The 26,307-nt window shown below is 63.4% G+C and carries 29 protein-coding genes; 23 read left to right on the top strand and 6 right to left on the bottom strand.

Annotated elements, in window-relative coordinates; genetic code table 11:
• Positions 1 to 12 precede the first annotated feature (12 nt).
• The 18 genes from rlmN to AQ12_RS15110 all read left to right on the top strand — a co-directional run bounded on the left by rlmN (position 13) and on the right by AQ12_RS15110 (position 17,145).
• Positions 13 to 1,167, top strand: coding sequence for a 23S rRNA (adenine(2503)-C(2))-methyltransferase RlmN (gene rlmN / locus AQ12_RS15195; RefSeq protein WP_048440767.1), 1,155 nt, complete (start codon positions 13 to 15; stop codon positions 1,165 to 1,167).
• A 4-nt stretch (positions 1,168 to 1,171) separates the two neighbouring features.
• Positions 1,172 to 1,972, top strand: a complete 801-nt coding sequence (gene pilW, locus AQ12_RS15190; RefSeq protein WP_369799028.1) for a type IV pilus biogenesis/stability protein PilW — start codon at positions 1,172 to 1,174, stop codon at positions 1,970 to 1,972.
• Positions 1,965 to 2,912 (top strand): helix-turn-helix domain-containing protein, encoded by a 948-nt coding sequence (locus AQ12_RS23475; protein ID WP_048440766.1) that lies wholly within the window; start codon positions 1,965 to 1,967, stop codon positions 2,910 to 2,912. Before pilW ends, AQ12_RS23475 begins: the two co-directional genes overlap by 8 nt.
• A 4-nt stretch (positions 2,913 to 2,916) precedes the next feature.
• The gene (gene ispG / locus AQ12_RS15180; protein ID WP_048440765.1) at positions 2,917 to 4,188 is read left to right on the top strand and encodes a flavodoxin-dependent (E)-4-hydroxy-3-methylbut-2-enyl-diphosphate synthase; all 1,272 of its coding nucleotides are present in this window, start codon (positions 2,917 to 2,919) and stop codon (positions 4,186 to 4,188) included.
• 11 nt (positions 4,189 to 4,199) lie between these two features.
• On the top strand, positions 4,200 to 5,507 hold the full coding sequence (gene hisS, locus AQ12_RS15175) for a histidine--tRNA ligase (RefSeq protein WP_048440764.1): 1,308 nt from the start codon (positions 4,200 to 4,202) through the stop codon (positions 5,505 to 5,507).
• Positions 5,508 to 5,542: 35 nt separating this feature from the next.
• Positions 5,543 to 6,241: a tetratricopeptide repeat protein gene (locus tag AQ12_RS15170; protein WP_048440763.1), complete on the top strand. Its 699-nt coding sequence runs from the start codon at positions 5,543 to 5,545 to the stop codon at positions 6,239 to 6,241.
• Positions 6,238 to 7,443: an outer membrane protein assembly factor BamB gene (gene bamB / locus AQ12_RS15165; RefSeq protein WP_053076754.1), complete on the top strand. Its 1,206-nt coding sequence runs from the start codon at positions 6,238 to 6,240 to the stop codon at positions 7,441 to 7,443. The genes AQ12_RS15170 and bamB overlap by 4 nt, the downstream gene beginning before the upstream one ends.
• A gap of 19 nt (positions 7,444 to 7,462) precedes the next feature.
• On the top strand, positions 7,463 to 8,806 hold the full coding sequence (gene der, locus AQ12_RS15160) for a ribosome biogenesis GTPase Der (protein ID WP_048440762.1): 1,344 nt from the start codon (positions 7,463 to 7,465) through the stop codon (positions 8,804 to 8,806).
• A 142-nt stretch (positions 8,807 to 8,948) separates the two neighbouring features.
• On the top strand, positions 8,949 to 9,218 hold the full coding sequence (gene hfq / locus AQ12_RS15155) for an RNA chaperone Hfq (RefSeq protein ID WP_082151620.1): 270 nt from the start codon (positions 8,949 to 8,951) through the stop codon (positions 9,216 to 9,218).
• Between the two features lie 63 nt (positions 9,219 to 9,281).
• Positions 9,282 to 10,481 carry a GTPase HflX gene (gene hflX / locus AQ12_RS15150; RefSeq protein ID WP_082151619.1) on the top strand — a complete coding sequence of 400 codons (1,200 nt, stop codon included), beginning with the start codon at positions 9,282 to 9,284 and terminating at the stop codon, positions 10,479 to 10,481.
• An 87-nt stretch (positions 10,482 to 10,568) separates the two neighbouring features.
• The gene (hflK, locus tag AQ12_RS15145; RefSeq protein ID WP_048440761.1) at positions 10,569 to 11,900 is read left to right on the top strand and encodes an FtsH protease activity modulator HflK; all 1,332 of its coding nucleotides are present in this window, start codon (positions 10,569 to 10,571) and stop codon (positions 11,898 to 11,900) included.
• A gap of 12 nt (positions 11,901 to 11,912) precedes the next feature.
• A complete protein-coding gene (hflC, locus tag AQ12_RS15140; protein WP_048440760.1) occupies positions 11,913 to 12,815 on the top strand; it encodes a protease modulator HflC in 903 nt (300 codons plus the stop codon).
• Positions 12,816 to 13,002: 187 nt separating this feature from the next.
• A complete protein-coding gene (locus AQ12_RS15135; protein ID WP_048440759.1) occupies positions 13,003 to 14,166 on the top strand; it encodes an ATP phosphoribosyltransferase regulatory subunit in 1,164 nt (387 codons plus the stop codon).
• Between the two features lie 23 nt (positions 14,167 to 14,189).
• A complete protein-coding gene (locus tag AQ12_RS15130; protein WP_048440758.1) occupies positions 14,190 to 15,518 on the top strand; it encodes an adenylosuccinate synthase in 1,329 nt (442 codons plus the stop codon).
• Positions 15,519 to 15,531: 13 nt separating this feature from the next.
• A complete protein-coding gene (locus AQ12_RS15125; protein ID WP_048440757.1) occupies positions 15,532 to 16,056 on the top strand; it encodes a phosphoribosyltransferase in 525 nt (174 codons plus the stop codon).
• Positions 16,057 to 16,090: 34 nt separating this feature from the next.
• Entirely contained in the window at positions 16,091 to 16,447 is a 357-nt protein-coding gene (locus AQ12_RS15120; protein WP_048440756.1) for a hypothetical protein, read from the top strand.
• 139 nt (positions 16,448 to 16,586) lie between these two features.
• The gene (locus tag AQ12_RS15115) at positions 16,587 to 16,844 is read left to right on the top strand and encodes a hypothetical protein (RefSeq protein ID WP_048440755.1); all 258 of its coding nucleotides are present in this window, start codon (positions 16,587 to 16,589) and stop codon (positions 16,842 to 16,844) included.
• A 118-nt stretch (positions 16,845 to 16,962) separates the two neighbouring features.
• Positions 16,963 to 17,145 (top strand): hypothetical protein, encoded by a 183-nt coding sequence (locus AQ12_RS15110; RefSeq protein WP_048440754.1) that lies wholly within the window; start codon positions 16,963 to 16,965, stop codon positions 17,143 to 17,145.
• A gap of 18 nt (positions 17,146 to 17,163) precedes the next feature.
• Here AQ12_RS15110 and AQ12_RS15105 read toward each other — a convergent pair whose 3' ends face one another.
• The 3 genes from AQ12_RS15105 to AQ12_RS15095 form a co-directional block, all read right to left on the bottom strand.
• Complete coding sequence (locus AQ12_RS15105; RefSeq protein WP_048440753.1) at positions 17,164 to 17,436, bottom strand: hypothetical protein; 273 nt, start codon at positions 17,434 to 17,436, stop codon at positions 17,164 to 17,166.
• Positions 17,437 to 17,510: 74 nt separating this feature from the next.
• Entirely contained in the window at positions 17,511 to 19,190 is a 1,680-nt protein-coding gene (locus AQ12_RS15100) for a phosphoethanolamine transferase (RefSeq protein ID WP_152682820.1), read from the bottom strand.
• On the bottom strand, positions 19,187 to 19,885 hold the full coding sequence (locus AQ12_RS15095) for a phosphatase PAP2 family protein (RefSeq protein WP_048440752.1): 699 nt from the start codon (positions 19,883 to 19,885) through the stop codon (positions 19,187 to 19,189). Before AQ12_RS15095 ends, AQ12_RS15100 begins: the two co-directional genes overlap by 4 nt.
• A gap of 64 nt (positions 19,886 to 19,949) precedes the next feature.
• Between AQ12_RS15095 and AQ12_RS15090 the strand changes: the two genes are divergently transcribed.
• Together AQ12_RS15090 and AQ12_RS15085 are read left to right on the top strand one after the other, a co-directional pair.
• Positions 19,950 to 20,633: a response regulator transcription factor gene (locus tag AQ12_RS15090; protein WP_048440751.1), complete on the top strand. Its 684-nt coding sequence runs from the start codon at positions 19,950 to 19,952 to the stop codon at positions 20,631 to 20,633.
• Positions 20,630 to 21,970: an ATP-binding protein gene (locus AQ12_RS15085; protein WP_048440750.1), complete on the top strand. Its 1,341-nt coding sequence runs from the start codon at positions 20,630 to 20,632 to the stop codon at positions 21,968 to 21,970. The genes AQ12_RS15090 and AQ12_RS15085 overlap by 4 nt, the downstream gene beginning before the upstream one ends.
• On the opposite strand, the gene AQ12_RS15080 is transcribed toward AQ12_RS15085, so the two are convergent.
• On the bottom strand, positions 21,954 to 22,322 hold the full coding sequence (locus AQ12_RS15080; RefSeq protein WP_082151618.1) for a hypothetical protein: 369 nt from the start codon (positions 22,320 to 22,322) through the stop codon (positions 21,954 to 21,956). The two genes, AQ12_RS15085 and AQ12_RS15080, sit on opposite strands and share 17 nt — an antisense overlap.
• Before the next feature lie 76 nt (positions 22,323 to 22,398).
• On the opposite strand from AQ12_RS15080, the gene AQ12_RS15075 reads away from it, so the two are divergent.
• Complete coding sequence (locus AQ12_RS15075; RefSeq protein WP_048440748.1) at positions 22,399 to 23,595, top strand: PLP-dependent transferase; 1,197 nt, start codon at positions 22,399 to 22,401, stop codon at positions 23,593 to 23,595.
• Positions 23,596 to 23,664: 69 nt separating this feature from the next.
• A complete protein-coding gene (locus AQ12_RS23180; RefSeq protein ID WP_193387986.1) occupies positions 23,665 to 23,838 on the top strand; it encodes a hypothetical protein in 174 nt (57 codons plus the stop codon).
• 19 nt (positions 23,839 to 23,857) lie between these two features.
• Here AQ12_RS23180 and mnmH read toward each other — a convergent pair whose 3' ends face one another.
• Positions 23,858 to 24,925 (bottom strand): tRNA 2-selenouridine(34) synthase MnmH, encoded by a 1,068-nt coding sequence (gene mnmH, locus AQ12_RS15070; protein ID WP_048440747.1) that lies wholly within the window; start codon positions 24,923 to 24,925, stop codon positions 23,858 to 23,860.
• Positions 24,925 to 25,512: an arylesterase gene (locus AQ12_RS15065; protein WP_238587731.1), complete on the bottom strand. Its 588-nt coding sequence runs from the start codon at positions 25,510 to 25,512 to the stop codon at positions 24,925 to 24,927. Before AQ12_RS15065 ends, mnmH begins: the two co-directional genes overlap by 1 nt.
• A 58-nt stretch (positions 25,513 to 25,570) precedes the next feature.
• Here AQ12_RS15065 and AQ12_RS15060 point away from each other — a divergent pair, with 58 nt between their 5' ends.
• Positions 25,571 to 26,242, top strand: coding sequence for an ABC transporter ATP-binding protein (locus AQ12_RS15060; RefSeq protein ID WP_048440745.1), 672 nt, complete (start codon positions 25,571 to 25,573; stop codon positions 26,240 to 26,242).
• Positions 26,243 to 26,307 lie beyond the last annotated feature (65 nt).

Raw genomic sequence — 26,307 nt, 5'->3', positions numbered from 1 at the left:
AATCACCATGCAATGACCGCCAACCTTCTGGATTTCGACCTGGAAGGTCTGGCCGCGTTTTGCGAGGGCCTGGGTGAAAAGCGCTTTCGCGCCACCCAGCTGTTCCGCTGGATCCACCAGCGCGGCGCCCATCAATTCGACGAGATGAGCGACCTGGCGAAATCACTTCGCGAGAAGCTCAAGACCACCGCCCGCGTCGAGGGGCTCACCATCATCTCCCAGCAGGAATCGAAGGACGGCACGATCAAGTGGCTGTTCGATGTCGGCAATGGCGATGCGGTCGAGGCTGTATTCATCCCCGAAGACGACAGGGGCACCCTTTGCGTGTCCTCGCAAGCCGGCTGCGCTGTCGGCTGCCGTTTCTGCTCCACGGGCCATCAGGGCTTTTCGCGCAACCTCACCTCTGGCGAAATCGTCGCGCAGCTCTGGTTTGCCGAGCACTTCCTGCGCAAGCATCTCAAGCGCGATGAACGCATCATCTCCAATGTGGTGATGATGGGCATGGGCGAGCCGCTGCAAAATTACTCGGCGCTGGTGCCTGCGCTTCGCGTGATGCTCGACGATCATGGCTACGGCCTTTCGCGTCGCCGTGTCACGGTCTCGACTTCTGGCGTTGTCCCGATGATGGACAGGCTGGGGCAGGATTGCCCCGTCGCCCTGGCCGTGTCTTTGCACGCGCCCAACGACGAGCTGCGCGACAACCTCGTTCCGCTCAATCGCAAGTACCCGCTGGCCGAGTTGCTGGACGCCTGCCGCCGTTATCTTGAACACGCGCCACGCGACTTCATCACGTTTGAGTACTGCATGCTCGACGGCGTGAACGACCAGCCCGAACACGCCAGGCAACTGGTTGACCTGGTGCGGGGCCACGGCCAGGTCAACGGCGGCGTGTCCTGCAAGATCAACCTCATTCCATTCAATCCGTTCCCGCAATCGGGGCTGACGCGTTCGCCCCACAAACAGGTCGTCGCTTTCGCGAAAATCCTGAGCGATGCTGGTATCGTCACCACTGTGCGAAAAACCAGAGGGGACGACATCGACGCCGCGTGCGGCCAGCTGGCCGGCGACGTCAAGGACCGCACCCGGGTTGACGAGCGAATCGCCCGGCAACGCACGGTGATGCTCAAGTCCGTGCCGTTCAGCGCCCCCGTTGCCAAGGAGAATTGAGACCATGTTGATGAGGACCGCCTTGCTGGTGGCCGCAGCATTTTCGGCATTGGCCGGCTGCACCACCCCGATGAACGCTGCGGGCGGCTCCGGCGGCCAGCGCGACATCATCACCGAGTCGGACGAACCCGATTCGCGCCGCCGCGCGCGCATTCGCATGGAACTGGCGGTTGGCTACTTCGAGCAGGGCCAGACCACCGTGGCGCTCGACGAACTCAAGCAGGTGATCACCCAGGACCCGACGTTTCCTGACGCGTACAACCTGCGCGGCCTGATCTACATGCGCCTGAACGATAACCGCCTGGCCGAAGAGAGCTTTCGCCGTGCCGTCACGCTCAATCCCAACGACCCGAATGTGCAGCACAACCTGGGTTGGTTGATGTGCCAGACCGGCCGATATGACGAGGCCAAACGGTCGTTCGATGTGGTGATGTCGAACGCCACTTACACCGGCCGGGCCAAGACCTTGATGGCCCAGGGCGTGTGCGAAGTGCGCGCCGGCAAGCTGGCCGAGGCTGAACGCAGCCTTGCGCGGTCCTACGAGCTCGATGCAGCCAACCCGGTGACCGGGTTCAACCTTGCCAATCTCCTGTACAAGCGCGGCGACTACACCCGCGCGCAGTTCTATATCCGGCGCCTGAATAATTCCGACATGGCGAATTCAGAGACGCTCTGGTTGGGAATCAAGGTCGAGCGACGCATGAACGACATGGTGGCGCTGCGGCAACTGGGCGAGCAACTCAAGAAGCGCTATGCGCAGTCGCGAGAGGCGGGCCTGTACGAGCGGGGTTCATTCGATGAGTGACGAGTGGGGAGAGGGCGAAGCCGTCCCGGCGGCGCCGGTTCATGAAGGGCCAACGGCCGGTGCGCTCTTGCGCCAGGCTCGCGAGGCCGCCGGACTGCACGTGGCCGCGCTGGCTGTTGCGCTCAAGGTGCCCGTGCGCAAGCTTGAGGCGCTGGAGGACGATCGACACGACCTGATGCCCGACAACGTCTTCGTTCGCGGCCTGGCGGCCAGCGTCTGCCGTACGCTGAAAATCGATCCGCAGCCCATCATGGAACGTTTGCCGCAAAGGGCTGCGCCTCGCCTGGTGCGGACCGATGAAGGCGTCAACGCGCCGTTTCGCGCGGCAAGCGATGCGGCGCCGCCGACCTGGTTTGCACAGTTGACCCGGCCGGTGTTCCTTGCCGTATTTGCACTGCTGTTTGGGGCACTGATATTGATTTTGCTTCCGGTGGCGCGAGACGACGTGTTGCCCCGCGCACGCGTCGAGACGGCGCCCCTGCCGGCCGCCACGCCACTCGTGATCCCGGGTGAAGCGCCTGCTGCGCCGGCTTCCGGTGCCGCCGCGCCGCCGGGCGCAGTCGAGTCAGCCGCTCCTGCTCCCGAAGCCACACAAGCGCTCGCGCTCGCGCCTGCTGCGTCTGTCGCTGTTCCGCCGGTTCCTGTGGCTGCAGGCAGCGTTGCAGCGCCGGTCGAACCGGCGGTAGCGGCGGTAGCGGCGAATTCAACCGTCGTCTTCCGTGCCAAGGGTCCGTCCTGGGTCGAGGTGACGGACGCCAGGGGCGCGGTCACGCTTCGAAAAGTGCTTGCGCAAGGAGAAGCGGTCGGGGCGGATGGCGTGCTGCCTCTGCGCGTGACCGTCGGTCGCACGGATATGACCGACGTCGAAGTGCGCGGCAAGCCGTTCGACCTTGCACCCCACTCGAAGTCCGACAACGTCGCGCGATTTGAAGTCAGGTAATCCGATGATCGAGCCGTGCCTTCCCATTGAGCCTGCGTATCCCAAGCCCCGTCATACCCGGCAGGCCAGGGCCCAGTGGGGTTCCCGTGTCGTGACGATTGGCGGCGACGCGCCCGTTCGCATCCAGTCGATGACCAATACCGACACCGTCGATGCGATCGGCACCGCGATCCAGGTCAAAGAGCTGGCCATCGCGGGCTCCGAGCTGGTTCGTATCACCGTCAATACACCTGAAGCCGCGGCGCAGGTGCCTTACATCCGCGAGCAGCTCGACCGGATGGGGATCGACGTGCCGCTGATTGGCGACTTTCATTACAACGGGCATCGCCTGCTCACCGACTACCCGGACTGCGCGCAGGCATTGTCCAAGTACCGGATCAATCCAGGCAATGTTGGCAAGGGCGACAAGCGCGACAAGCAGTTCGGCCAGATGATCGAAGCGGCGATGCGTTACGACAAAGTCGTGCGCATCGGCGTCAATTGGGGCAGCCTCGACCAGGAACTGCTTGCCGACCTGATGGACATCAACAGCAAGCGCGCGGACCCGTGGGACGCCCGGTCGGTGATGTACGAAGCGCTCATCACGTCGGCCGTGGAGTCGGCAGGCCGTGCAGTGGAGATGGGCATGGACGCCAGCCAGATCATCCTGTCGTGCAAGGTCAGCGGCGTGCAGGACCTGATCTCGGTGTATCGCGAGCTGAGCAAGCGCTGCGACTACGCATTGCACCTGGGGCTGACCGAAGCCGGCATGGGCACCAAAGGCACCGTCGCATCCAGCGTGGCGCTGGGCATCCTGCAGCAAGAGGGCATCGGCGACACGATCCGCGTTTCGCTCACGCCCGCACCTGGTGAAGCACGAACGCAGGAAGTCGTGATCGCATCCGAAATCATCCAGTCGCTGGGCCTGCGCAGCTTCGTGCCCAGTGTCACGGCCTGTCCCGGTTGCGGTCGCACCACGAGCACCACCTTCCAGGAACTGGCCCAGCAGATCGATGGCTACCTGCGCACGCAGATGCCGGTCTGGAAGGCAAAGTATCCCGGCGTCGAAAAGATGAAAGTGGCCGTCATGGGCTGCATCGTCAATGGCCCGGGCGAGAGCAAGCATGCCGATATCGGCATCAGCCTGCCCGGCACCGGCGAAGCGCCTGCAGCACCTGTCTTCATCGATGGGCACAAGGCGCTCACCCTGCGCGGCGATAACATCGCCAGCGAATTCCACCAGATCGTCGAAGACTACGTCGAAAAGCGTTACGGCCAGATCGCCGAGAACGCCTGACCTCCAGAAAAATGGCTGAAAAACTCAGTGCCGTCAAAGGCATGAACGACATCCTGCCCGCGAGCGTGCCGCGCAAGGAGATTCTTCCGCGCGCGGCAACCTGGCAATGGTTCGACGAAGTCGTGCACCGCGTGATGGCGCGCTACGGCTACCAGTACATCGTGACGCCGGTCGTCGAGCCGACGCAGCTCTTCGTGCGCGGCATCGGCGAGGTCACCGACATCGTCGAAAAGGAGATGTATTCCTTCACCGACTCGATGAACGGCGACAAGCTCACGCTGCGGCCTGAAGCCACTGCCGGCATCGTGCGTGCCGTGGTCGAGCACAACGCCCTGTACAACGGCCCGTTGCGTGTGTGGACGGCAGGGCCGATGTTCAGGCACGAGCGCCCGCAAAAGGGCCGCTACCGCCAGTTCCACCAGCTCGATGTCGAAGCGCTCGGATATGCCGGTCCCGATGTCGATGCCGAACTGATCCTGATGGGTCGCGCGCTGTGGCGCGAGCTGGGCCTGGTCGAAGGCGAGCACTACCGGCTCGAGATCGGGACGCTTGGGCAACCCGCCGAGCGGCTGGTGCACCGCGCCGCGCTGGTGGCGCACTTTGAAAAACACATCGACCTGCTCGATGCGGAGGCCAAGGCTCGCCTGCACACCAATCCGCTGCGCATTCTCGACACCAAGAATCCAGCCATGCAGGAGATGGTCGAATCAGCGCCGAAGCTGATGGATTTTCTCGGCGAAGAATCGAAGCAGCACTTCGACACATTGCGCCGCCTGCTCGATGCAGCCGGCCAGCCGTACCGCATCAATACCCGCCTGGTTCGCGGCATGGATTACTACAACCTCACCGTCTTTGAGTGGACGACGGACCGCCTCGGTTCGCAGGGCACCATCTGTGGGGGAGGACGGTACGACGGACTCATCGAGCAGATGGGCGGCAAGGCGGCACCTGCGATCGGCTTCGGGCTGGGTATCGAACGTCTGCTGCTCCTGCTGCAGGAGATCGATGTGCCGGTGCCGGGTCGCGCACCGGATGCGTACTGCGTGGTGCCGTCGCAAGCAGCGCTCATCCGGTCGGTGCCGGTGGTTGAAAGCCTGCGCGCTGCGGGCCTCAAGGTCATCGTGCACTCGGGTGGCGGCAGCCAGAAGAGCCAGATGAAAAAAGCCGATGCAAGCGGCGCCGATCACGCGCTCGTGTTTGATGAGGAGACGGCATCGCTGGTCGTCAAGCCGCTGCGAAACAGGGACGCCCAACCCCAATCCATAGCACTCGATGATCCGGTTATCGCCGAGCGTGCGCTGGCAGCGATGCGAGCCTAACTACAATGGCCGGTTGGCAGGACAAAAAGTAACCCATGGCAAAACATCTGGACCTAGAGGAACAGGAGCAGCTCGATGAAATCAAGCACTTCTGGAAAGAATACGGCAACCTCATCACGTGGGTGGTGATCGCAGTTTTTGGCGGGATCGCGGGCTGGAACGGCTGGAACTACTGGCAGCGCACGCAGGCCGTGCAGGCCGCCACGCTTTACGACGAAGTCGATCGCGCTGCACAAGCCGGCGACGTGACGCGCGTTGAACGTGCGTTCGCCGACATGAAAGACAAGTTCGGCGGCACCACGTATGCACAGCAGGCGGGCATGCTCGCAGCCAAGGTCCATGTCGAGAAGGGCAACACCGACGCCGCCAAGGCCGCCTTGACCTGGGTTGCAGAAAAGTCGTCTGACGAAGGCTATCAGTCCATCGCTCGCCTGCGCCTGTCGGGCGTCCTACTCGAAGCCAAAGCCTACGACGACGCGCTCAAGCAGCTTTCCGGTGAATTCCCCAAGGCGTTCGAGGGCCTTGCCGCCGATCGCCGTGGTGACATTTACAAGGCGCAGGGCAAGAAGGACGAAGCCAAGAGCGAATACGTCAAGGCCTACAAGGGCGTTGACGAACGCACCGAATACAAGCGGCTGCTCGCAGTGAAACTCGGCGCGCTGGGCGTTGACGCGACCACGCTCGATCCTGTCCCTGCACCTTCTACCGCCGCATCGGGAACCGCCAAATCATGATCCTCACTTCGCGCACTTCCGGCCTGGCCGGCAACTCGCTCAGGGCCGTCACGCGCTTGGCCGGCGCCATCGCCGTGGTTGCCGCGCTCGCCGGATGCCAGTACATGCCGCAGGTTTCGTCGCTGCCTTCGTTTCTGGGTGGCGGATCAGACAAGCCAAAGCCCGCAGAACTGCAACCCAATCCGTCGCTCATTCCGGTGCGCCAGGCATGGGTGGCGCGTGTTGGAGCTGTCACGCTACCGCTGTCCGTGCACGTCTCCGGCACCACCGTGGCTGTCGCCGGTGCTGATGGCGGTGTCGCGCTCATCGACGCAGTTTCAGGACGCGACCTCTGGCGTGCAAGCGCCGCAGGCCCGATCGCAGCCGGTGTCGGCAGCGATGGCCGCATGGCGGCGGTGGTGACGCGCAGCAACGAACTGGTCGCGTTCGCGGCAGGCAAGGAAGTCTGGCGCGCCGGGCTCGGAGCCAGCGGGTACACCGCCCCCTTCGTTGCAGGCGGCCGCGTTTTTGTCCTGACAGCCGATCGCGCCGTCAGCGCATTCGATGGGCAGACCGGTCGCAAGCTGTGGACGCAAGTGCGCGCAGGGAGCGAGCCGCTCGTGCTCCGGCACAACGGCGTCATGCTGGCCGTGGGCGACACGCTGGTCGTGGGCATGTCGGGCCGCTTGATCGGCATGAACCCCGCCACCGGCGCAGCACGCTGGGAAGCGCCTATTGCGTCGCCGCGCGGCATCAATGATGTCGAGCGCCTGGTTGACCTGGTCGGCACCGTGAGCCGCGTCGACAACTCCGTTTGTGCGCGCGCCTTCCAGGCGACTGTCGGTTGCGTGGATGCTGCACGCGGAGTCGTTGCATGGAGTCGTCCTGCGAGCGGCGCTGAAGGCGTGAGCGGCGATGAGCGCCTGGTCTTCGGCACCGAATCCGACGGCAAGGTGATCGCATGGCGTCGGGATACGGGCGAACGCGCCTGGATGACCGACAAGCTGTCCTTTCGTGGCCTGAGCGGACCGCTTTCGCTGGGCCGCTCGGTCGTTGTCGGCGACGCATCGGGCTATGTCCACATGCTGTCGCGTGAAGACGGCTCGCTGCTCAATCGCGTGGCCACTGACGGCTCTGCGATCGCGGCTTCCCCGGTTGTTGCAGGCAACACCCTCGTCGTGGTCACACGCGCGGGCGGCGTCTACGGCTTCACCCCCAACTAAATACAGATAGGCCAGGTACGTGAAACCAGTCCTGGCCCTCGTCGGCCGTCCCAACGTCGGCAAATCGACACTGTTCAACCGCATGACCAAGTCGCGCGACGCCATCGTCGCCGACTTCGCGGGCCTCACGCGCGACCGGCACTACGGCAACGCCAGGCACGGCAAGCTTGAGTTCATCGCGATCGATACGGGCGGCTTCGAGCCGACCGCCGAAAGCGGCATCTACATGGAGATGGCCAAGCAGACGCGGCAAGCCGTCGCTGAAGCCGATGTGGTGATCTTCGTCGTCGATGCGCGCGGCGGCCTCACCGCGCAAGACCACGAGATCGCCAAATACCTGCGCAAGCTGGGTAAGCCCACGGTGCTGGCAGCCAACAAGGCCGAAGGCATGACCGAGGGCGCGCAGGTGTCCGAGTTCTACGAGCTGGGCCTGGGTGAAGTGCACCCGATTTCCGCTGCGCACGGGCAGGGCATTCGCAGCCTGCTCGATGTGGCGTTCGAACCGCTTCACCTGACCGAAGATGACGACAACGCCGAAGAAGCCGAGATCGGCGTCATCAAGCTCGCCGTCGCCGGCCGACCCAACGTGGGCAAGTCGACGCTCATCAACACCTGGCTGGGTGAAGAGCGACTGGTTGCCTTCGACATGCCCGGCACGACGCGTGACGCCATATCGATCCCCTTCGAGCGGGGCGGCCAGAAATTCGAATTGATCGACACCGCGGGCCTGCGGCGCAAGGGCAGGGTGTTCGAGGCGATCGAGAAGTTCTCGGTGGTCAAGACACTCCAGGCGATCGAGTCGGCCAACGTCGTGCTGCTGCTGCTGGACGCGACGCAGGGCGTGACCGACCAGGATGCGCACATCGCCGGGTACATCCTCGAAAGCGGCCGCGCCGTGGTCCTGGCGATCAACAAGTGGGATGCCGTCGACTCCTACCAGCGCGAGCAGCTGCTGCGACAGATCGAAACCCGGCTGGTCTTTTTGAAGTTCGCCAAGATGCACTTCATCTCGGCAATCAAGCGACAGGGGCTGGGCCCACTTTGGGGCGCGGTGGCCGAGGCGTACCGTTCCGCCAACATCAAGATGTCAACGCCCATCCTCACGCGCTTGCTGCTGGAAGCCGTGGCTTTCCAGTCACCCAAGCGTGCGGGCATGTTCCGGCCCAAGCTGCGGTACGCGCACCAGGGCGGCATGAATCCGCCGGTCATCGTGGTGCACGGCAACTCGCTGGAGCATGTGACCGAAGCCTACAAGCGTTTCCTCGAAGGACGTTTTCGCAAGGAATTCAACCTGGTCGGCACGCCGCTTCGCATCGAGATGAAGACCTCGAAAAATCCTTACACGGACAAGGATTCCGACTAGCTTGCCTGCCGTTTGCGAACGAAAAACAGGCGCCGCACTTGAAGCCGGCGAGCCTGTCTCCAAATAGGCTTTGAAAACGCGCGCAGCCTACTTGCAGCCAACAATTGCTGTGGTAAGGTGCAGATTCCAACAACATTTCCGAATGCGGAACACGGAGAATATCGTGAGCAACAAAGGGCAATTGCTACAAGACCCGTTCCTGAACACCTTGCGTCGCGAGCATGTTCCGGTTTCGATCTACCTCGTCAACGGTATCAAGCTGCAAGGCCAGATCGAGTCATTCGATCAGTACGTCGTGCTGCTTCGCAATACCGTGACCCAGATGGTTTACAAGCACGCCATCTCCACCATCGTCCCGGGTCGTGCCGTCAACTTCACCACGGCTGAAAGCACCGAACCTGGCGCCGCTTGAAGCATCCCAGGGGCGCGGTCGCCAGGCGCTGATACCTGAATCACTACGCCTTTTTTCCAGGCCTTGAGCATCAACGAAACGACCGCTTCCGCATCCGCTGCGCCGACCATCCTGGTGGGCGTTGACCTGGGATTGCCTCATTTCGACGGCCAGCTCGAAGAGCTCGGCCTTCTCGCCCAGACTGCGGGCCTCAATCCCGTTGCACGCATCACCTGCAAGCGCAAGGCGCCGGACGCCGCGCTTTTTATCGGCAAGGGCAAAGCCGACGAGATCAAGATGCTGGCTGATGAACTGGGCGCCACGGAGGTCCTGTTCGACCAGGCGCTGAGCCCCGCGCAGCAGCGCAACCTCGAGCGCCACCTGGACCGGCCGGTCAATGACCGCACGCTCCTCATTCTTGAAATTTTCGGGCAGCGCGCACGCAGCCATGAGGGCAAGCTGCAAGTCGAGCTTGCACGCCTGCAGTACGTGAGCACACGACTCGTGCGGCGCTGGTCTCACCTCGAACGGCAGACCGGCGGCGCGGGCGTTCGCGGCGGTCCCGGCGAAAAGCAAATCGAGCTGGACAGGCGCATGGTGGGCGACGCGATCAAGCGCACGCGCGAGCGGCTTGAAAAGCTCAAGAAGCAGCGCCAGACACAGCGGCGCCAGCGCGAACGCAGGGGCGCATTCAATATCTCGCTGGTGGGCTACACCAACGCGGGCAAGTCCACGCTCTTCAATGCGCTGGTCAAGGCGCGCGCCTATGCGGCAGACCAGCTCTTTGCCACGCTCGACACCACCACGCGCCAGCTCTACCTGGCGGATACGCAAAACGAGAACGGCGTGGGCCGATCTGTCTCGCTGTCCGACACGGTTGGATTCATCCGCGACCTGCCGCACGGCCTCATCGAAGCCTTCCGGGCCACCCTGCAGGAAGCAGCCGATGCGGACCTGCTCCTGCATGTGGTCGATGCGGCCAACCCCAACCACCCCGAGCAGATTGCCGAGGTGCAGTCCGTACTGCAAGAGATCGGCGCCGGCGATGTTCCCCAGATCCTCGTGTTCAACAAGATCGACGCACTGGACGAGAGCCGCAAGCCCCAGCGAATGGTCGACGTGTTCGACCTGCAGGGGGTTTCCGTGCCGCGCGTGTTTGTCAGTGGCAGGACATCCGAAGGCGTCGCGGAACTGCGCCGTCAACTGGCACTCGAAGTGACCAGGCGCACCGGCCCCGCAGACGACGAAACGGATAACCCTGAAGTTCACAAGGCCCCTGTCTGATTCGGCACAATGCGGCCAAGCACAATACGCACAACAGCAACGTCAACACGCAACGCCACCAGAGCAAAAAACGAGACTAACGCGCAAATGAATCTCCACCTACCTTGGGCAGGGTTGAAAGGCCGCATCGCAGGCCTGTTCAATCTCAATGACCCCCGATGGGGCCGCGGCGGCGACGACAAGCCGGCCGAGAACAACAAGCCCGAGAACAATGGGGGCCGCAACCAGGGACCCAACCAGGGCCCGCCGGACCTCGATGAACTCTGGCGCGATTTCAATCGCAAGCTCGGCGGCCTGTTTGGCGGCAAGGGCAAGCGCAGCGACGACAAGGGCGGCGGCGGATTCGGCGGTGGGGGCGGTGGCTTCCAGCCCGACATGAAGAGCGCCGGCATCGGTGCCGGACTCGTGGTTGCAGTGGTCGTCCTGATCTGGCTCGGTACTGGCTTTTTCATCGTGCAGGAAGGCCAGCAGGCCGTCATCACGCAATTCGGCAAGTACCGCTCCACGGTCGGCGCCGGCTTCAACTGGCGCATGCCGTATCCGGTTCAGCGCCACGAGATCGTGCAGGTCACGCAGACACGCTCGGTCGACATCGGACGCGACACCATCATCAAGGCCACAGGCCTGCGCGATTCGGGCATGTTGACCGAAGACGAAAACGTCGTCGAAATCAAGTTCGCCGTGCAGTACCGCCTGAAGGACGCGCGCGCCTGGCTGTTCGAGAGCCGCAATCCGCAGGAAGCAGTCGTGCAGGCGGCAGAGACATCGGTGCGAGAAGTCGTCGGCAAGATGAAGATGGACACGGTGCTCGGCGAAAAGCGCGACTCCATCGCTCCCGAGGTTCGCAAGCTGATGCAGGCCATTCTCGATCGCTACAACGTCGGCGTTGAAATCGTCGGCATCAACCTGCAGCAGGGCGGACCGCGTCCCCCCGAGCAGGTGCAGGCCGCGTTCGACGATGTGCTCAAGGCTGGACAGGAACGCGAGCGTGCCAAGAACGAGGCGCAAGCCTATGCCAACGACGTGATTCCTCGCGCGGTCGGTACGGCCTCGCGCCTGAAAGAAGATTCCGAGGCGTACAAGGCCCGTATCGCCGCGCAGGCACAGGGTGATTCACAGCGGTTCAAATCGCTGCTGACCGAATACCAGCGCGCCCCACAAGTCACACGCGACCGCCTGTACATCGAGACGATGCAGCAGATCTACTCGAGCGTCACCAAGGTAATGGTCGATTCGCGCCAGGGCTCCAACCTGCTGTACCTGCCGCTCGACAAGATCATCCAGCAGACCGGCACGGCCGCTGCGCCAGCAGCCGGCGAAGCGCCAGTCGTACCGCCAGCACCGGCTGCCGCTCCGGCAGCACCCGTCGATTCCCGCAGCCGCGACCTCTCGCGTACCCGCGAACGCGAAACGCGCTGAGGAGAAATGAACATGAACAGAATCGGATTTATCGTCTCCCTCGCCCTGGTGTCGCTGGCCCTGCTGAGCTCGATGCTCTTTGTGGTGGATCAGCGCCAGTTCGGCGTGATCTATTCACTGGCAGAGATCAAGGAAGTCGTGCGCGAGCCCGGCCTTTATTTCAAGCTGCCGCCGCCGTTCCAGGACGTGAAGTACCTGGACAAGCGCCTTCTCACGCTGGACAGCAACGACAGCGAGCCGATCAACACGGCCGAAAAGCAGCGTCTGGTGATCGACTGGTACCTGCGCTGGCGCATCACCAATCCGTCGGAATACATTCGTGCACTGGGCGTGGACGAAGCCGCTGGTGCCAGCAAGCTCGCCCAGGAAGTACGCAATGCATTCACCGAAGAGATCGGCAAGCGCACCGTGCGAGAACTCATCTCCACCAAGCGCGAAGAGCTGATGTCCGAAGTGCAGCGTGAGGTGCTTGAAAAGCTCAAGGGCCGCAATTGGGGTATCGAGGTGGTCGATGTGCGCATGACGCGCGCCGATTACGTGGAGACCATCACCGAATCGGTTTATCGCCGCATGGAAGCCGAGCGCAAGCGGGTCGCCAATGAGCTTCGCTCCACGGGCGCAGCCGAAGGTGAAAAGATTCGCGCCGATGCCGATCGCCAGCGCGAGGTCACGGTGGCCAACGCTTATCGCGACGCACAAAAAATCAAGGGTGAGGGCGATGCCCTGGCTGCTTCGACCTACGCTGAAGCGTTTGGCCGCGACGCGCAGTTCGCGCAGTTCTATCGCAGCCTGGAAGCCTACAAGGCCAGCTTCAACAAGAAGGGCGACGTGGTTGTTGTCGATCCGAGCGGCTCGGAGTTCTTCAAGGCGTTCCGCGGTTCGGTTGCACCAGCGCCAGCGCCGAGCAAGAAATAGGCTGCACTTGAAGAGGCTGTCATTGCGGACTTGATCCGCAATCCATCCTTGAGCAAGCGCAGTCTCCGCTTCGCGGTGGATGCCGGATCGAGTCCGGCATGACGGCCCTCCCGGTCCGGCATGACAGCCTTTGCGGGTCCGCCTTTCGCGGCGCGTAAAATACCGTTTTTAACAGCCCCCAAAAAACATGTCCGCCTGGGTCCTGCCGGATCACATCGCCGATGTACTGCCTTCCGAGGCGCGGCACATCGAAGAACTCCGACGCGAATTGCTGGACACCGCGCGGGGCTACGGCTACGAGCTGGTGATGCCGCCTTTGCTCGAGCATCTCGAATCCCTCCTCACCGGTACCGGTGAAGCGCTCGATCTCCAGACTTTCAAACTCGTTGACCAACTTTCGGGCCGCATGATGGGCCTGCGGGCCGATACAACCCCCCAGGCAGCCCGCATCGACGCTCACCTGCTCAACCGGCAAGGGGTCGTTCGCCTTTGCTACTGCGGCCCTGTGCTGCACACACGACCGGGGCGCCCCCACGCCACGCGCGAGCCGCTCCAGTTCGGCGCAGAAATCTTTGGCCACGCCGGCCTGGAAGCAGACCTGGAAGCCTTGCTGCTCGCCATGGACTGCCTCAAGGCCACCCGAGTCGGTCCACTCACCGTTGACATGGCCGATGCCCGGATCATCCGTGCACTGATGGCCGGCATTCCAGTCGATGGCGAGGCGCTGGCCCGGGTGCACGCGGCGCTCGCTGCCAAGGACACCAGCGAGTTGACCGACGCGACCCGCAAGTTCCCGGTGGTCGCCCGTGAGGGCCTGCGCACGCTGGTGTCGCTCTACGGCGATGAGAAGGTATTGCTCGAGGCCGAGAACGCACTCCCGTCGTCCGCGTTGATCCAGGAGGCGCTCAACAACCTGAAGTGGCTCGCGAGCCACTTGCACGGCGCAAGCGTTTCGTTCGACCTGGCAGACCTTCGCGGCTACGCGTACTACAGCGGCGCACGGTTTGCGATCTATACGCCAGGCGCCAGCGACGCGCTGGTTCGGGGCGGCCGCTACGACGAGGTCGGCGCGGTATTCGGACGCAACAGACCCGCAGTGGGTTTCAGTCTTGATGTGAAGGAAGTCGTTGCGGTGGTCCCCAAGCGGCCCCTCAAGGCCATGATCCGCGCGCCGTGGCTCGACGCGGGCGCAGATGCGGCCGAACTGCGCGAGGCGATCGCCGCCCTGCGCAGCGCGGGTGAGACCGTGGTGTGCGTGCTGCCGGGCCACGACAACGAAGTCGATGAATTCCATTGCGACCGCGAACTCGCGCTCGCTGGTGCACGCTGGGTCGTGCGCCCCCTGAATTAACTTTTCTCCAGGAAGAACTTGCGATGATGAAGACGAAGGGCCGCAATGTGGTCGTGGTCGGCACCCAGTGGGGTGACGAAGGCAAGGGCAAGCTGGTCGACTGGCTGACCGAAATGGCGCAGGGCGTCGTGCGGTTCCAGGGCGGCCACAATGCCGGGCACACGCTCGTCATCAATGGCGTGAAGACCGCGCTGCACCTCATCCCCAGCGGCATCATGCGCCCGGGTGTGAAGTGCTACATCGGTAACGGTGTCGTGCTCTCGGCAGCCAAGCTGTTCGAAGAGATCGAAGGCCTTGAGAAGGCCGGTGTCGAAGTTCGCGGGCGCCTGCGCATCAGCGAGGCATGCCCGCTGATCCTGCCGTTTCACTCCGCGCTCGACATTGCACGCGAGACGCTGCGCGAGCAGGGCGGGACCGAAAAGATCGGCACGACCGGCCGCGGCATCGGGCCGGCGTACGAGGACAAGGTCGCGCGCCGCGCATTGCGCGTGCAGGACCTGAAGCATCCCGGGCGTTTCGGCGAAAAGCTCAAGGTGGTGCTGGACCTGCACAACTTCATGCTGACCAACTACCTCAACGCGCCTGCTGTGGATTACCAGCAGGTGTTCGATGAGGCGATGAAGCACGCCGAGTTGCTCAAGCCCATGATGGCCGACGTGTCGCGCGAACTGAATGAAGCGCACCTGCACGGCGACAACCTGCTGTTCGAAGGTGCGCAGGGTACGCTGCTCGACGTCGATCACGGCACCTATCCGTACGTGACCTCCAGCAACTGCGTGGCGGGCAATGCCTCTGCCGGCGCGGGCGTCGGCCCGGGGATGCTGCACTACATCCTGGGCATCACCAAGGCGTATTGCACCCGGGTGGGCGGTGGTCCCTTCCCGACCGAGCTCGACTGGGAAACACCCGGCACCGTGGGTTACCACCTGTCGACTGTCGGCGCCGAAAAGGGCGTGACAACGGGGCGTTCACGCCGCTGCGGCTGGTTCGATGCGGCGCTGCTCAAGCGCAGTGCCCAGGTCAACGGTTTGTCCGGCCTGTGCATCACCAAGCTGGACGTGCTCGACGGTATCAAGGAGCTGATGCTGTGCACCGGCTACAAGCTCGATGGCGAGCACACCGACATCCTGCCGTTGGGCGCTGATGAAATCGCGCGATGTGAGCCGGTGTACGAAATGATGGAGGGCTGGACCCAGAGCACCGTCGGCGTCACCGAGTACGACAAGCTGCCGGTCAATGCACGCCTGTACCTGCAGCGCATCCAGCAGGTGACCGGTGTACCCATCGATATGATCTCGACCAGTCCCGACCGCGATCACACGATCATGATGCGGCACCCTTATCTGCCTTGAGAGGAAGCTGTTCATGTTGACCGAAGACGGCAAACACCTGTACGTCAGCTATGACGAGTACCACAGCCTGATTGAAAAGCTGGCGATCAAGGTGCACCAGTCGGGCTGGCACTTTGACACGATTTTGTGCCTGGCACGCGGGGGCTTGCGCCCCGGCGACATCCTCTCGCGCATCTTCGACAAGCCCCTGGCCATCATGTCGACGAGCTCGTATCGCGCAGAAGCGGGTACCGTGCAGGGGCACCTGGACATCGCCCGCTACATCACCACGCCCAAAGGCGAGATCGCAGGCAAGGTGCTGCTGGTCGATGACCTCGCGGATTCGGGCCAAACGCTGCAAGCCGTGATCGACATGCTGCGAACCAGTTATTCCCCGATCACCGAGCTGCGCAGCGCCGTGATCTGGACCAAGGGCCTGTCCAAGTTCACGCCCGACTACTCGGTGGAGTTTCTTGCGACCAATCCATGGATCCACCAGCCCTTTGAAGGCTATGACTCCATGGGGCCGGAGCGGCTGCTGGAGAAGTGGAAGGTCTGAGCTCAACCGCAGGGGGCTGCTAGCATCGGCCCCCATGCCCCTCAAGCTCGAATTCCAGCAAGACGGCGAGCTGCTCGTTGTCAGCGTCAGCGGTCGTGCGGTGCTTGCCGACATGATGGAGATGATCGACCGCGTTGCGCACGAAGCACGGGCGCGCCATTTGTCCCGCGTCCTCGTGGACCAGACCCAGATCATCGAAGATTTCAAATTCACGGATCACTTTGCGATCGGCGAGAAGGCCGTATCTATGTTCGATGCGTTCACGCGTGCAGCATCTGTGGTGCAGGTGTCCCGCCGTACCGGCACCAGCGAGAACGTTGCACGAAGGAAAGGTGCCGCGCTTGGCGTGTTCACCTCGCGGGATGAAGCTGTCAACTGGCTCAGGGCGTAACACGAAATAACAAAAAAATACCATATATCGTTTTGAACCGATACATTCAGCTGACATATTGAGGTCTTTGCTGGTATTGTTGCGATCTTCAGGTTGAGCAGGGTCATGGCGACTCCTGCAGCAAAACAGAAGATCTCAAGTGACACCTCTCTTTCACAAACTCGAACGCGTTCGCACGAAGCGCGCCTTTCCAGAAGACGGCATAGCCCTTGGCGCAAAGGGCACCGTGCTCGAACTCACGCCCGGCGGCTGGTTTTTACTTGTGCGCCTGGACGGCTGCAGGGGTCAGCTCGACGGCGAGGCGGTTTACCTGCGCGCAGCCGATCTTGAGCTTCAGCCCAAGGAGAACCTCTCATTCCGGCTCACCGCTGCAGCCAGTGCCCGCGCGTCCCGATAGCAAGATCGTTGCGGCCAGGCGCACATTGCCCATCGCAACTAGGCAATTGCCTTAAGGCGTCTGCGTGTTGATTGAACAGAATTTGGTCTTCAATCCAGCAGACCAGAAGAGGCCCAATATGTTCAACGGCAAACTGATTTCGGTGTTCCAGGCAAGGCCCAGGGATGCGGCGCGCCAATGGGCTGCGACAGTGCCGGCAAGCTCGGAGGCGATGGCGGCCCTCGAATTGCTCAGGACGCGACCGGATGACTCGTACGCATCTTTTGCGCCCACCGCGCCGATGGAGCTGCCGCGCAACTGAGCAGCGCGCGGGCGGCCGTTATCGTGAGTCGAGTGCCCCGGGGGCCGTGAACGGGTCCCAATTGGGTCCCAGGCTATCGATGACCTGGCGTGCCTGGAACTGCGCGGCTTCCATGGCGCGTTCAGGTGTGTCGTAGGAGCCCACGCTCGTGACGTTTTCGATCGACTGCGCCTTGAAGCGATCGTCTGGCAGCTCGGTGCAGATCTGGGCGCAGCCGTAGAAGCGCTTTGGCCCATCCGCAAGTGGATAGGCTCCGACGAAATAACCCTTGTAGGCGAAGACTTGGTACACGCGCGGAATTTACCGCAATTCGGCGCGCAAGAAATTAGTTACACCTGACGGTCCTCAGTGGCCGCGCCACACCGCTAGTGCGGTGCGATCGCCACGCGGCCCGCGAGTTGCGCCATGGAAGGGTCCGTCTCGCGCTGGCAAGCCCGGTATGCGTTGAGTGAACTGTCATATGCCGACGTGGTGACATCGAGCAGCCCGAGGACCGAGTGAAAGTAGTTGTCGTGCGTCACCAGGTCGCCGCGCGCTTTTTTCACGCAGTCGATGGTGACGCCGCTGCGGCTCTCGAATCCCGGCGACAGCCATGTGATCCAGGGAACCCGCTTTTGCACATCCGGCGCCAACGCGTACGGCAGGCCGTGCAGATAGAGGTTGTTCTCTCCGAGCGATTCACCGTGGTCCGCCACATAGACCATCGCGGTGTCCCAGCGCTGTCCCTGGCCCTTGAGCCAATGAATCGTCGAAGCCAGGAAGTGATCTGTATAGGCGATGGAGTTGTCGTAGGCATTGACGACTTCCTCGCGGCTGCATTCCTGCAGGTTGCTGCTGCGGCATTCGGGCTGGAAACGCTTGAACTGGGCGGGTGATCGCCTGGCGTAGGCAGGTCCGTGACTGCCCATCTGGTGCAGCACGAGCACCACGCCGCGCGCTCGGGCCTCAGCTGGAAGTGCGGCGATTCGCGCATCGATGCCTTCGAGCAGGATGCCGTCGAAGCACTCGCCCTTGTCGCACAGTTGGGGGTCGGCGGCCGCGCTCGTGCTGGCACTGGCGACGCGGTCGCAGACGCCTTTGCAGCCAGCCTGGTTGTCTATCCACAGGACGGCGAGTCCTGCGTGGCGCAGGACATCGAGCAGGTTCTCGTTGTCTTGCGTGCGCGACTGAAAGCCCTTTTGGCCCAGATGCGAAAACATGCATGGCACCGACGCAGCAGTGCTGGTGCCGCATGACCATGCGTTGGTCGAGCTGGCTACGTTCAGTGCCTGCAACTCGGGCGTGGTATTGCGCGAGTAGCCGTTGATCGAAAAGTTGCCGCTGCGGCCGGTCTCGCCCAGGACCAGAACCATGAGAGGCGGCTTGCCGGTGGGCGAGGGCGCGATCGCGGCATCGGTTCCCAGCGCTGCCAGCTTCATCGGTCCGCGGCGAAGCGGCGACGTTGCGAGCAGGCCTGCCGCATACAGAGAGTTCATCGGATTCATCATGTAGCGCAGCTGCTTGTGGTTGCGCATCGATGAGGCCAAGGGCTGGAAGGCGAGCATGACCGCAACGACTGCCAGCACCAGGAAAGCGACCGCAGCGCTGAGATTGCGCGCGAGCTGCCGGGTCCAGGGGGCGTGGTGCACCGGCGTTACCCAGATCATCCACGCCGGAACTCCCGCGACCAGCGCGATCGAAACAGGCATCCACACACTCCACAGGTCAGCGGCCTCGTGGGCGTCGGTCTCCAGCACGTTGACCAGCATCGCCGAGTCGATGACGATGTTGTAGGCGAACATGAAATAGCCGCCTACTGCAGCGATGGCCAGCAGCACGATCACGACCGGCTTGAGCGTGGCGCGCCACGCCAGCAAGCTCATGACGGCGGCCAGACAGCCCGCCATCATCAGGGCCAGGGCCGCCGCAAGGCTCCAGCCTGCCGGCGTTGCGAGCAACTCCAGCGAATCCATGGCGCGCCACAGCGGGATATTGGCAACGGTGGCTATCCAGCCGCTCGCGCCAGCGACAACCCAGGCCGGCCGGACGGTGCGTGCTGATTTCATAGTGCACTCCGGGGCAGGCTTTGCCACTCGGTGCGGCGCCGCCAGAGGCCAAAGGCCTGGTCGATGCCCAACGCGACGCACCAGCAGATCAATGCTGTCCACAGCGTGTGGCTCATGAAATGCGCACCGCGTACTTGCTGGGCGAGACCCAGCACCAGCCCTGCGAGCAGAGCGCCGATCAGCCAGTAGCGGGCAATCCGTGGGGACCGATCGGCAAACGCGAAATAGCCACCGATGAGAGCGAACCCGGCCGATGCGTGTCCTGCCGGAAAGCAATGGCCACTTCCGCCGTCCGGGGCCGCCATCCAGTGCGATACATAGCGCGCAACACCGCCGAAGGCTTCCAGGTCCCAGGGGCAGCTGGTCATGCTGAACGACTTGACCAGGCTCACGGCGCTGGCCGCAACCAGCGTGGTGACAGCCAGCTGGGCGCGCCGGCTGGTCGAAAGCTGCCGCAGGATACCGACGGGCCACCAGACGCCGACGCACAGGGCAAGCGCGACCGCCCACGAGAGGCGGCGGGCGCCGTTGTGCAGCACGGAGGAAAACAGCCAATGCTCGCGCAGCGGAAAGCCGTGGCTGCTGCCAACCAGTTCGGCCGTCGCCAGGTCCAGTCCCCACACATCCCACATCACCACCAGCGCCAATGCGCCAAAGGTCCACTTCAGGACCGCACCCAGTTTTTCTTTCTGCATGGGTGCGGAGACTGAATGGATGGGCTTAAGGCATTCTTAAGACGGCAACCTGCACAATCAGGCCATGAGGGTATTGGTAGTCGAAGACGACGAAGGAATCGCGCGGGGCCTGGCAGCCAACCTGCGCCGGCACGGCTGGGCCGTGGATGTCGCCTCCAGTCTTGCGCAGGGCTGGGCAGCCCTGCGGGCGGAGCCATTCGATGCGGTGCTGCTCGACCTGGGCCTGCCGGACGGCGACGGCATGACGCTGCTGCGAGACCTTCGCGCCCGCAGCGCTCCGCATCCCGACCCCCGCACGCCCGTGTTGATCATGACCGCTCGCGACGCCGTAGGCGCAAAGATCGAAGGTCTGGATCTGGGCGCCGACGACTACGTCACCAAGCCCTTTGACTTCGACGAGGTCGCCGCCCGGCTTCGCGCGCTCAAGCGCCGCGCCGCCGGTCGCGCCTCGCCGGTGCTGACGCATGGCGACATCGAGATCGACCCGGCCGCCCGGACGGTGCGCAGCCAGGGCGAACTGGTGGAGCTGTCGGCACGTGAATTTGCGGTGCTGGTGGTGTTGCTGGAGGCCAGTCCGCGTGTGCTGTCGCGCTCGCAGATCGAATCCAAGATGTACAACTGGGAGGCCGCGCTCGACAGCAACGCCATCGAAGTGCATATCCACCGGTTGCGGCGCAAGCTGGGCGATGAACTCATCAAGACGGTGCGCGGTGTCGGCTACTTCGTCCCCCAGCAGGCAGCCCAATGAAACGGCGCACGCTCACGCAGCACCTGCTGGCCTGGACCCTGGGCGCTTTGTGCGTGGTCTGGGCGAGCTTCATTGCCATCGGGTACAAGACGGGCGAGCACGAGGCCGACGAGCTCACCGACGGCCACCTGGCCAGCCTTGCCGCGCTGATCGTCGACTACAGCGAAGGCCAGTTCTCGCCACCCGCCAGATCGTCCACACCGAGCGGATCGGCGATGGACCTCAAGGCCCACGACTACCAGCAATCCATGAGCGTGATCGTCTGGGACGGCGCGGGTCGCCTGATCACGCAGCGCGGCGATGCCCCGCTTCCAGGCGTCGCACCCCGGGAAGGGTTCGCCACGCTGACGCTGGGCGAACCGAGGCAAACCTGGCGCGCGTTCTCTCGCTGGAACGACAACCACACGCGCATGGTGACGGTGCTGTTATCAGAACGCGAACGCGATGATCTCGCATCGGACATTGCCCAGCAGATGATGGAGCCCGGCCTCTGGCTGCTGCCTGTGATTGCGCTGGTGCTCGGGCTTGCTATTTACCGCGGGTTGGCGCCTCTCTATGCGTTGTCGCGCGAAATCCTGGCGCTCGACATCCATCGCGCCGAGCCGCTGCAGGTGGCCGGCCGCCACCAGGAGTTCGATGCTGCCGTCGGCGCGATCAACACCCTTGTCGAGCGGTACAACCTGGCACTCAGGCGCGAGCAGGCGCTGGCCGATGAATTCGCCCATGAATTGCGCACGCCGCTCGCATCGCTGTCATTGCAGGCCAGGGCGCTGCGTGGAGCCGACGCACAGGTTGTCGATGAGGGCCTGGCACGCATCGAGGCCGATGCCTTGCGGGCGGGCACAGTCCTGTCGCACCTGCTGGCCCTGGCCCGCGCGAGCCGCAGTGAAATCGCGCAGGCAGCGCAGGACGTCGACCTGGATTCGCTGGTGCGCAATGTGGTGGCCGAGATGGCGCCACTGGCGCACAAGCAGCATCACGAAATTGGCGTTTCCGGCATCGGGCCGCTGCATGTGCAAGGTCATCCGGTGCTGCTGGAAATGGCGCTGCGAAACCTGGTGGAGAACGCCGTCGTCCACACACCGGCGGGCACCAGGGTCGAAGTGCAGGTCGACAGTGCTGCGAACTGGGTGCAGGTCTGCGATGACGCAACGCCGGGTACGCCAGTGGGCGGCCCTGTGAATCCGGCACGCACCAGTGGAACCGGCCTGGGGCACCGCGTGGTGCGAAAGGTGGCGCAGGTCCACGGCGCAGCGTTTGACGAGGTGCCCGCACCCGAAGGGTTCACGCGCAGTTATCGGCTGACGTTTGCCGAGCCGGTCACCAAAGACGCTTGAGCAGCGCGTAGGCCGTCAGCGCAGCGGCGGGAAGCGCAAATAGCACCAGCCAGTTGATTCGCCATGTCAGCAGGTTGAGCGTCGGGTCACCCGCGTGGATGGCCTCGAATTGCGAACTGCTGAGACCTTCCCGCGTGAAAAATACAGCCGCTGATGCAGCCGCGATGATGAACACCCATCCCCACCACCTGGCCGCGCCCACTGCAATGCCGATGGCCAGGATCGGATAGAGCACGAGCGGGACGCTATAGGGAAACGAAAAGCCTCGCGCGCTCGCATCGACCGCTTGCGTTGGTGGCGTTGCCTGGGTTGCTTGCGCCGGTTCGTGTTGCTCGCCTGGGACATCGGCCATGGCTGCTCCTTGCGTTGCGAGTTTCGATTTTGCCGCAGCAGCAAGGCAGACGCCACCTGCGGCTACCATCATGCCCATGAGCAACAAGCCCGTTACTGACCTCATTCACCACGCCTACCTTCCGCCCGCCGGATTCGATGCGCCGCAGCCCGGCATCTTCAAGGCTTCAACCGTCATCTTCGCCAACACAGCAGCCATGCGCGCGCGTGACTGGCGCAACAAGAACGGCTACACCTACGGCCTGCACGGCACGCCGACCACCTTCATGCTCGAAGAGCGGATTGCCTCGCTCGAAGGCGGCAAGCATTGCGCGCTCGTGCCCAGCGGCCTTGCAGCCATTGCCAACGTCGCGATGGCGCTGCTGAAGTCGGGTGACGAGGTATTGATCCCGGACAACGCTTACGGCCCCAACAAGGCGCTGGCCGATGGCGAACTCAAGGCATGGGGCATCACGCACCAGCTGTACGACGCGATGAATCCGGCGGACCTTCAGGCGCGCATCGGTGCAAAGACAAAGCTGGTGTGGCTGGAGGCGCCGGGGTCGGTGACGATGGAATTCCCGGATCTGCCCGAACTCACACGCATCTGCCGCGACGCGGGCGTGCTTGCAGCGCTGGACAACACATGGGGCGCGGGCCTTGCCTTCAATCCCTTTGATCTGGGCAACGGCGTTGCGGTCGATATCTCTGTCCACGCGCTCACCAAATATCCCAGCGGTGGCGGCGATGTGCTGATGGGCGCGGTCGTGACGCGCGACGACGACCTGGCAGAGCGAATCAAGATGACGCACATGCGGGTCGGCCTGGGGGTCGCTGCCAACGATGCCGAGGCCGTGCTCCGCTCGCTGCCGAGCATGCACCTGCGCTATCGGGCGCACGACATCGCGGCGCGCGAACTGGCGTTGTGGCTGCAGGCGCGGCCGGAGATTGCAAGGGTGCTTCATCCCGCGCTGCAGGGCTCGCAGGGGCATCGTCACTGGCAGGCGCTGTGCGGTGCCAATGACCTGGCCGCGGGGCTGTTTTCTGTTGTCTTCGATGAGCGCTACAGCGCCGCCCAGGTCGATGCATTCTGCGATGCGCTCACACTCTTCAAGCTCGGCTATTCGTGGGGCGGACCGATGAGCCTGGTCGTGCCTTACGACATTGCTTCGATGCGCAGCGCGCGCCTTGGAACCTGGACCCAAAAGGGCACGCTGGTGCGTTTTTCCATTGGGCTGGAAGCCGTGCAAGACCTCAGGGCCGACCTCGAAAAGGCGATGGGCGCGCTGGCCTGAGGGCAGCGTTTCCAGTGGGGTCGTTTATCGCGTACATTGGTGCTATCAAAGCGAGAAACGGAAGGCTCAGTGGCTACACCCAACTACGGATACGAGAAGCGGCAAAAGGAACTGGCCAAGAAGAAGAAAAAAGAGGAAAAGCTCAAGGACAAGGCTGCTCGCAAGACCGGCTCTCCTGGGGATGGCAACGAGGGCGGCGAAAGCGGCCCCAATGACCAGGGCAATCCTGCGCCGAGCCAGTAACGACCCGGCTCCCCGCCCCTCAACCCTCTGCAGGGGCGGCGGACAGGATGGATCGGGCCAGTTCGGTCATCGCATCCATCGACCTGTCTACAGGCACGATCGCCTGTGCATTTCCAAACTGGCTGAAATTGCGCTCGATTGAACTTGCGTATCCGGGGTCGTAGTGCTTGACCAGCAACTCACGCACCACGCCTTCAATCCGGCCCGCCTCGATTTCATCCTGCCAACCCTTGACCACGGCCTTGCCGCGCAGTTCGGTCAGCGCTGACAGGCGATCGCAAAACAGCGCCTTGTCGTTGGCGAAGAACTCGTAGTCTTCCATCAGCAGCGCCACGCGCTCGTCTTCAGGAAGGTCAAGCCGCAGGCAGGGGCTGGCCCGCATCCGCTCGATCAGCGCGTCGTTCACCGCCACGTCACCGACCTTGCGGCTCTCCGATTCGACATAGACGGGCAGGGCGGGATCGAACTTGCGCAGCGTTCCCCACACCAGCGTGTCGAATCGTTTTTGCGAGGGCTGCTCCTGGCCGGGGATGCGTCCCAGCACCGAACTGCGGTGGCTGGCGAGCGCCTCCAGGTCGAGCACCTGCGCCCCTTGCGTTGCAAGTGCTTGCAAGAGGCGCGTCTTGCCCGAGCCGGTCGGGCCGCACACCACCCGAAAATCGTATTTCTGGACCAGGACAGGCAGGTCGGCCAGAACGGCGCCGCGAAACGCCTTGTAGCCGCCCTGGATCACATGCACCCGAAAGCCGATCTGGCCAAGCACCAGCGCGAGCGAACCACTGCGCTTGCCGCCGCGCCAGCAATACACGAGCGGCTGCCAGTTCTTGGGCTTGTCGAACACATTGCGTTCGATGTGTTTTGAAATGTTGGAAGCCACGATAGCCGCGCCGCGCTTGCTTGCCTCGAACGGCCCTTGCTGCGCGTACATCGTGCCCACCAGGATGCGCTCATCGTTGTTGAGCGAAGGCCAGTTGATGGCGCCCGGCAGATGATCTTGCGCGAACTCGCCTTCGCTGCGCGCGTCGATGATGCTGCTGAATTCATCCAGCCTGGCGATGGCCTCGGCTGCTGACAGGGTATGGAGCATTACTTGAGCAGCTTTTTCAGCTCGGGCCAGACGTTGTCCAGCATTCGCGGATGGGCGAGCGCATTGGGGTGGATGCGGTCGGCCTGGAAGAGTTTGGTCGGGTCGGCGGTGTCAGCTACACCCTTGAGCAGAAATGGAACGACGGCCGCTTTCTTTTCCCTGGCAACCTTGGGGAAGATGCCCGAGAACCGATTGGAATAATCGGTGCCGTAGTTGGGCGGCACCTGCATGCCGACCAGCAGCACTTTGGCCCCGGCCTTTTGCGCGGCCTCCGTCATCTGGTTCAGGTTGTCCTCGCTCATCTGCAACGGCAATCCGCGCAGTGCATCGTTGCCGCCGAGTTCGATGACGACCACGGCCGGTTTGTGCTGGGTGAGCAGGGCAGGCAGGCGTGAGCGGCCGCCCGACGTGGTGTCGCCGCTGATGCTGGCATTGACGACCTTCGCGCGGATTTTTTCGGCCGCGATCCGCTTTTCGAGCAGCGCGACCCAGCCTTCGCCGCGCTTCAATCCGTATTCCGCGCTGAGGGAGTCGCCGACGATGAGCACGACGGGCGCAGCGGTACCTGGGGCGGCTTGTGCCACCATCAGATAACCTCCAGCTAATGCAGCCGCGATAAAGTTGCGGCGCTTACAAAGTTCAAACATGCCTGATCCCATCATCGCCGTCGAGCACGTACACAAATCGGTCACGGACTCCACTGGCACGCTTGCCATTTTGCGCGATATCGATTTCTCGCTGGCTCCCAGGGAGACTGCCGCGATCGTTGGCGCGTCGGGCTCGGGCAAGAGCACGCTGCTGTCGATCATTGCGGGGCTCGATACCCCGACCACGGGCACTGTGCGCCTGGCCGGCCAGGACATCTTTGCCATCGGTGAGGATGAGCGCGCAGCCCTGAGGGCGCGCCAGGTCGGCTTTGTCTTCCAGAGCTTTCAGTTGCTCGGCAACCTGACCGCGCTGGAAAACGTGATGCTGCCGCTGGAGCTGGCGGGCCGCAGTGATTCGCGCAAGGCCGCGACGGAAATGATGAGCCGTGTCGGCTTGTCGCAGCGGCTCGGACACTACCCGCGGGTGTTGTCCGGTGGTGAACAGCAACGTGTCGCGCTGGCTCGGGCGTTTGTCGTGCAGCCGGCGGTGTTGCTGGCCGATGAGCCGACTGGCAGCCTGGACTTTGCGACCGGTGAGACTGTGATGGAGCTGATGTTCGATTTGAACCGCGAGCTCGGGACGACCCTGGTGCTCGTCACGCACGACAGGGGAATCGCCGAGCGCTGCGAGCGCAAGATCACGATCGAGGCGGGGCGCATCGTCGCGTGACGGATGTCATGCCGGACCTGATCCGGCATCCACCGCGAAGCGGCGACGGCCGTTGAATGCAATGA

The organism is Caenimonas sp. SL110, from assembly GCF_001044395.1.
Taxonomy (GTDB): domain Bacteria; phylum Pseudomonadota; class Gammaproteobacteria; order Burkholderiales; family Burkholderiaceae_C; genus Ramlibacter.
Note: the sequence above shows the minus strand (reverse complement) of the source record. Positions and strands in the feature narration are given on the sequence as shown.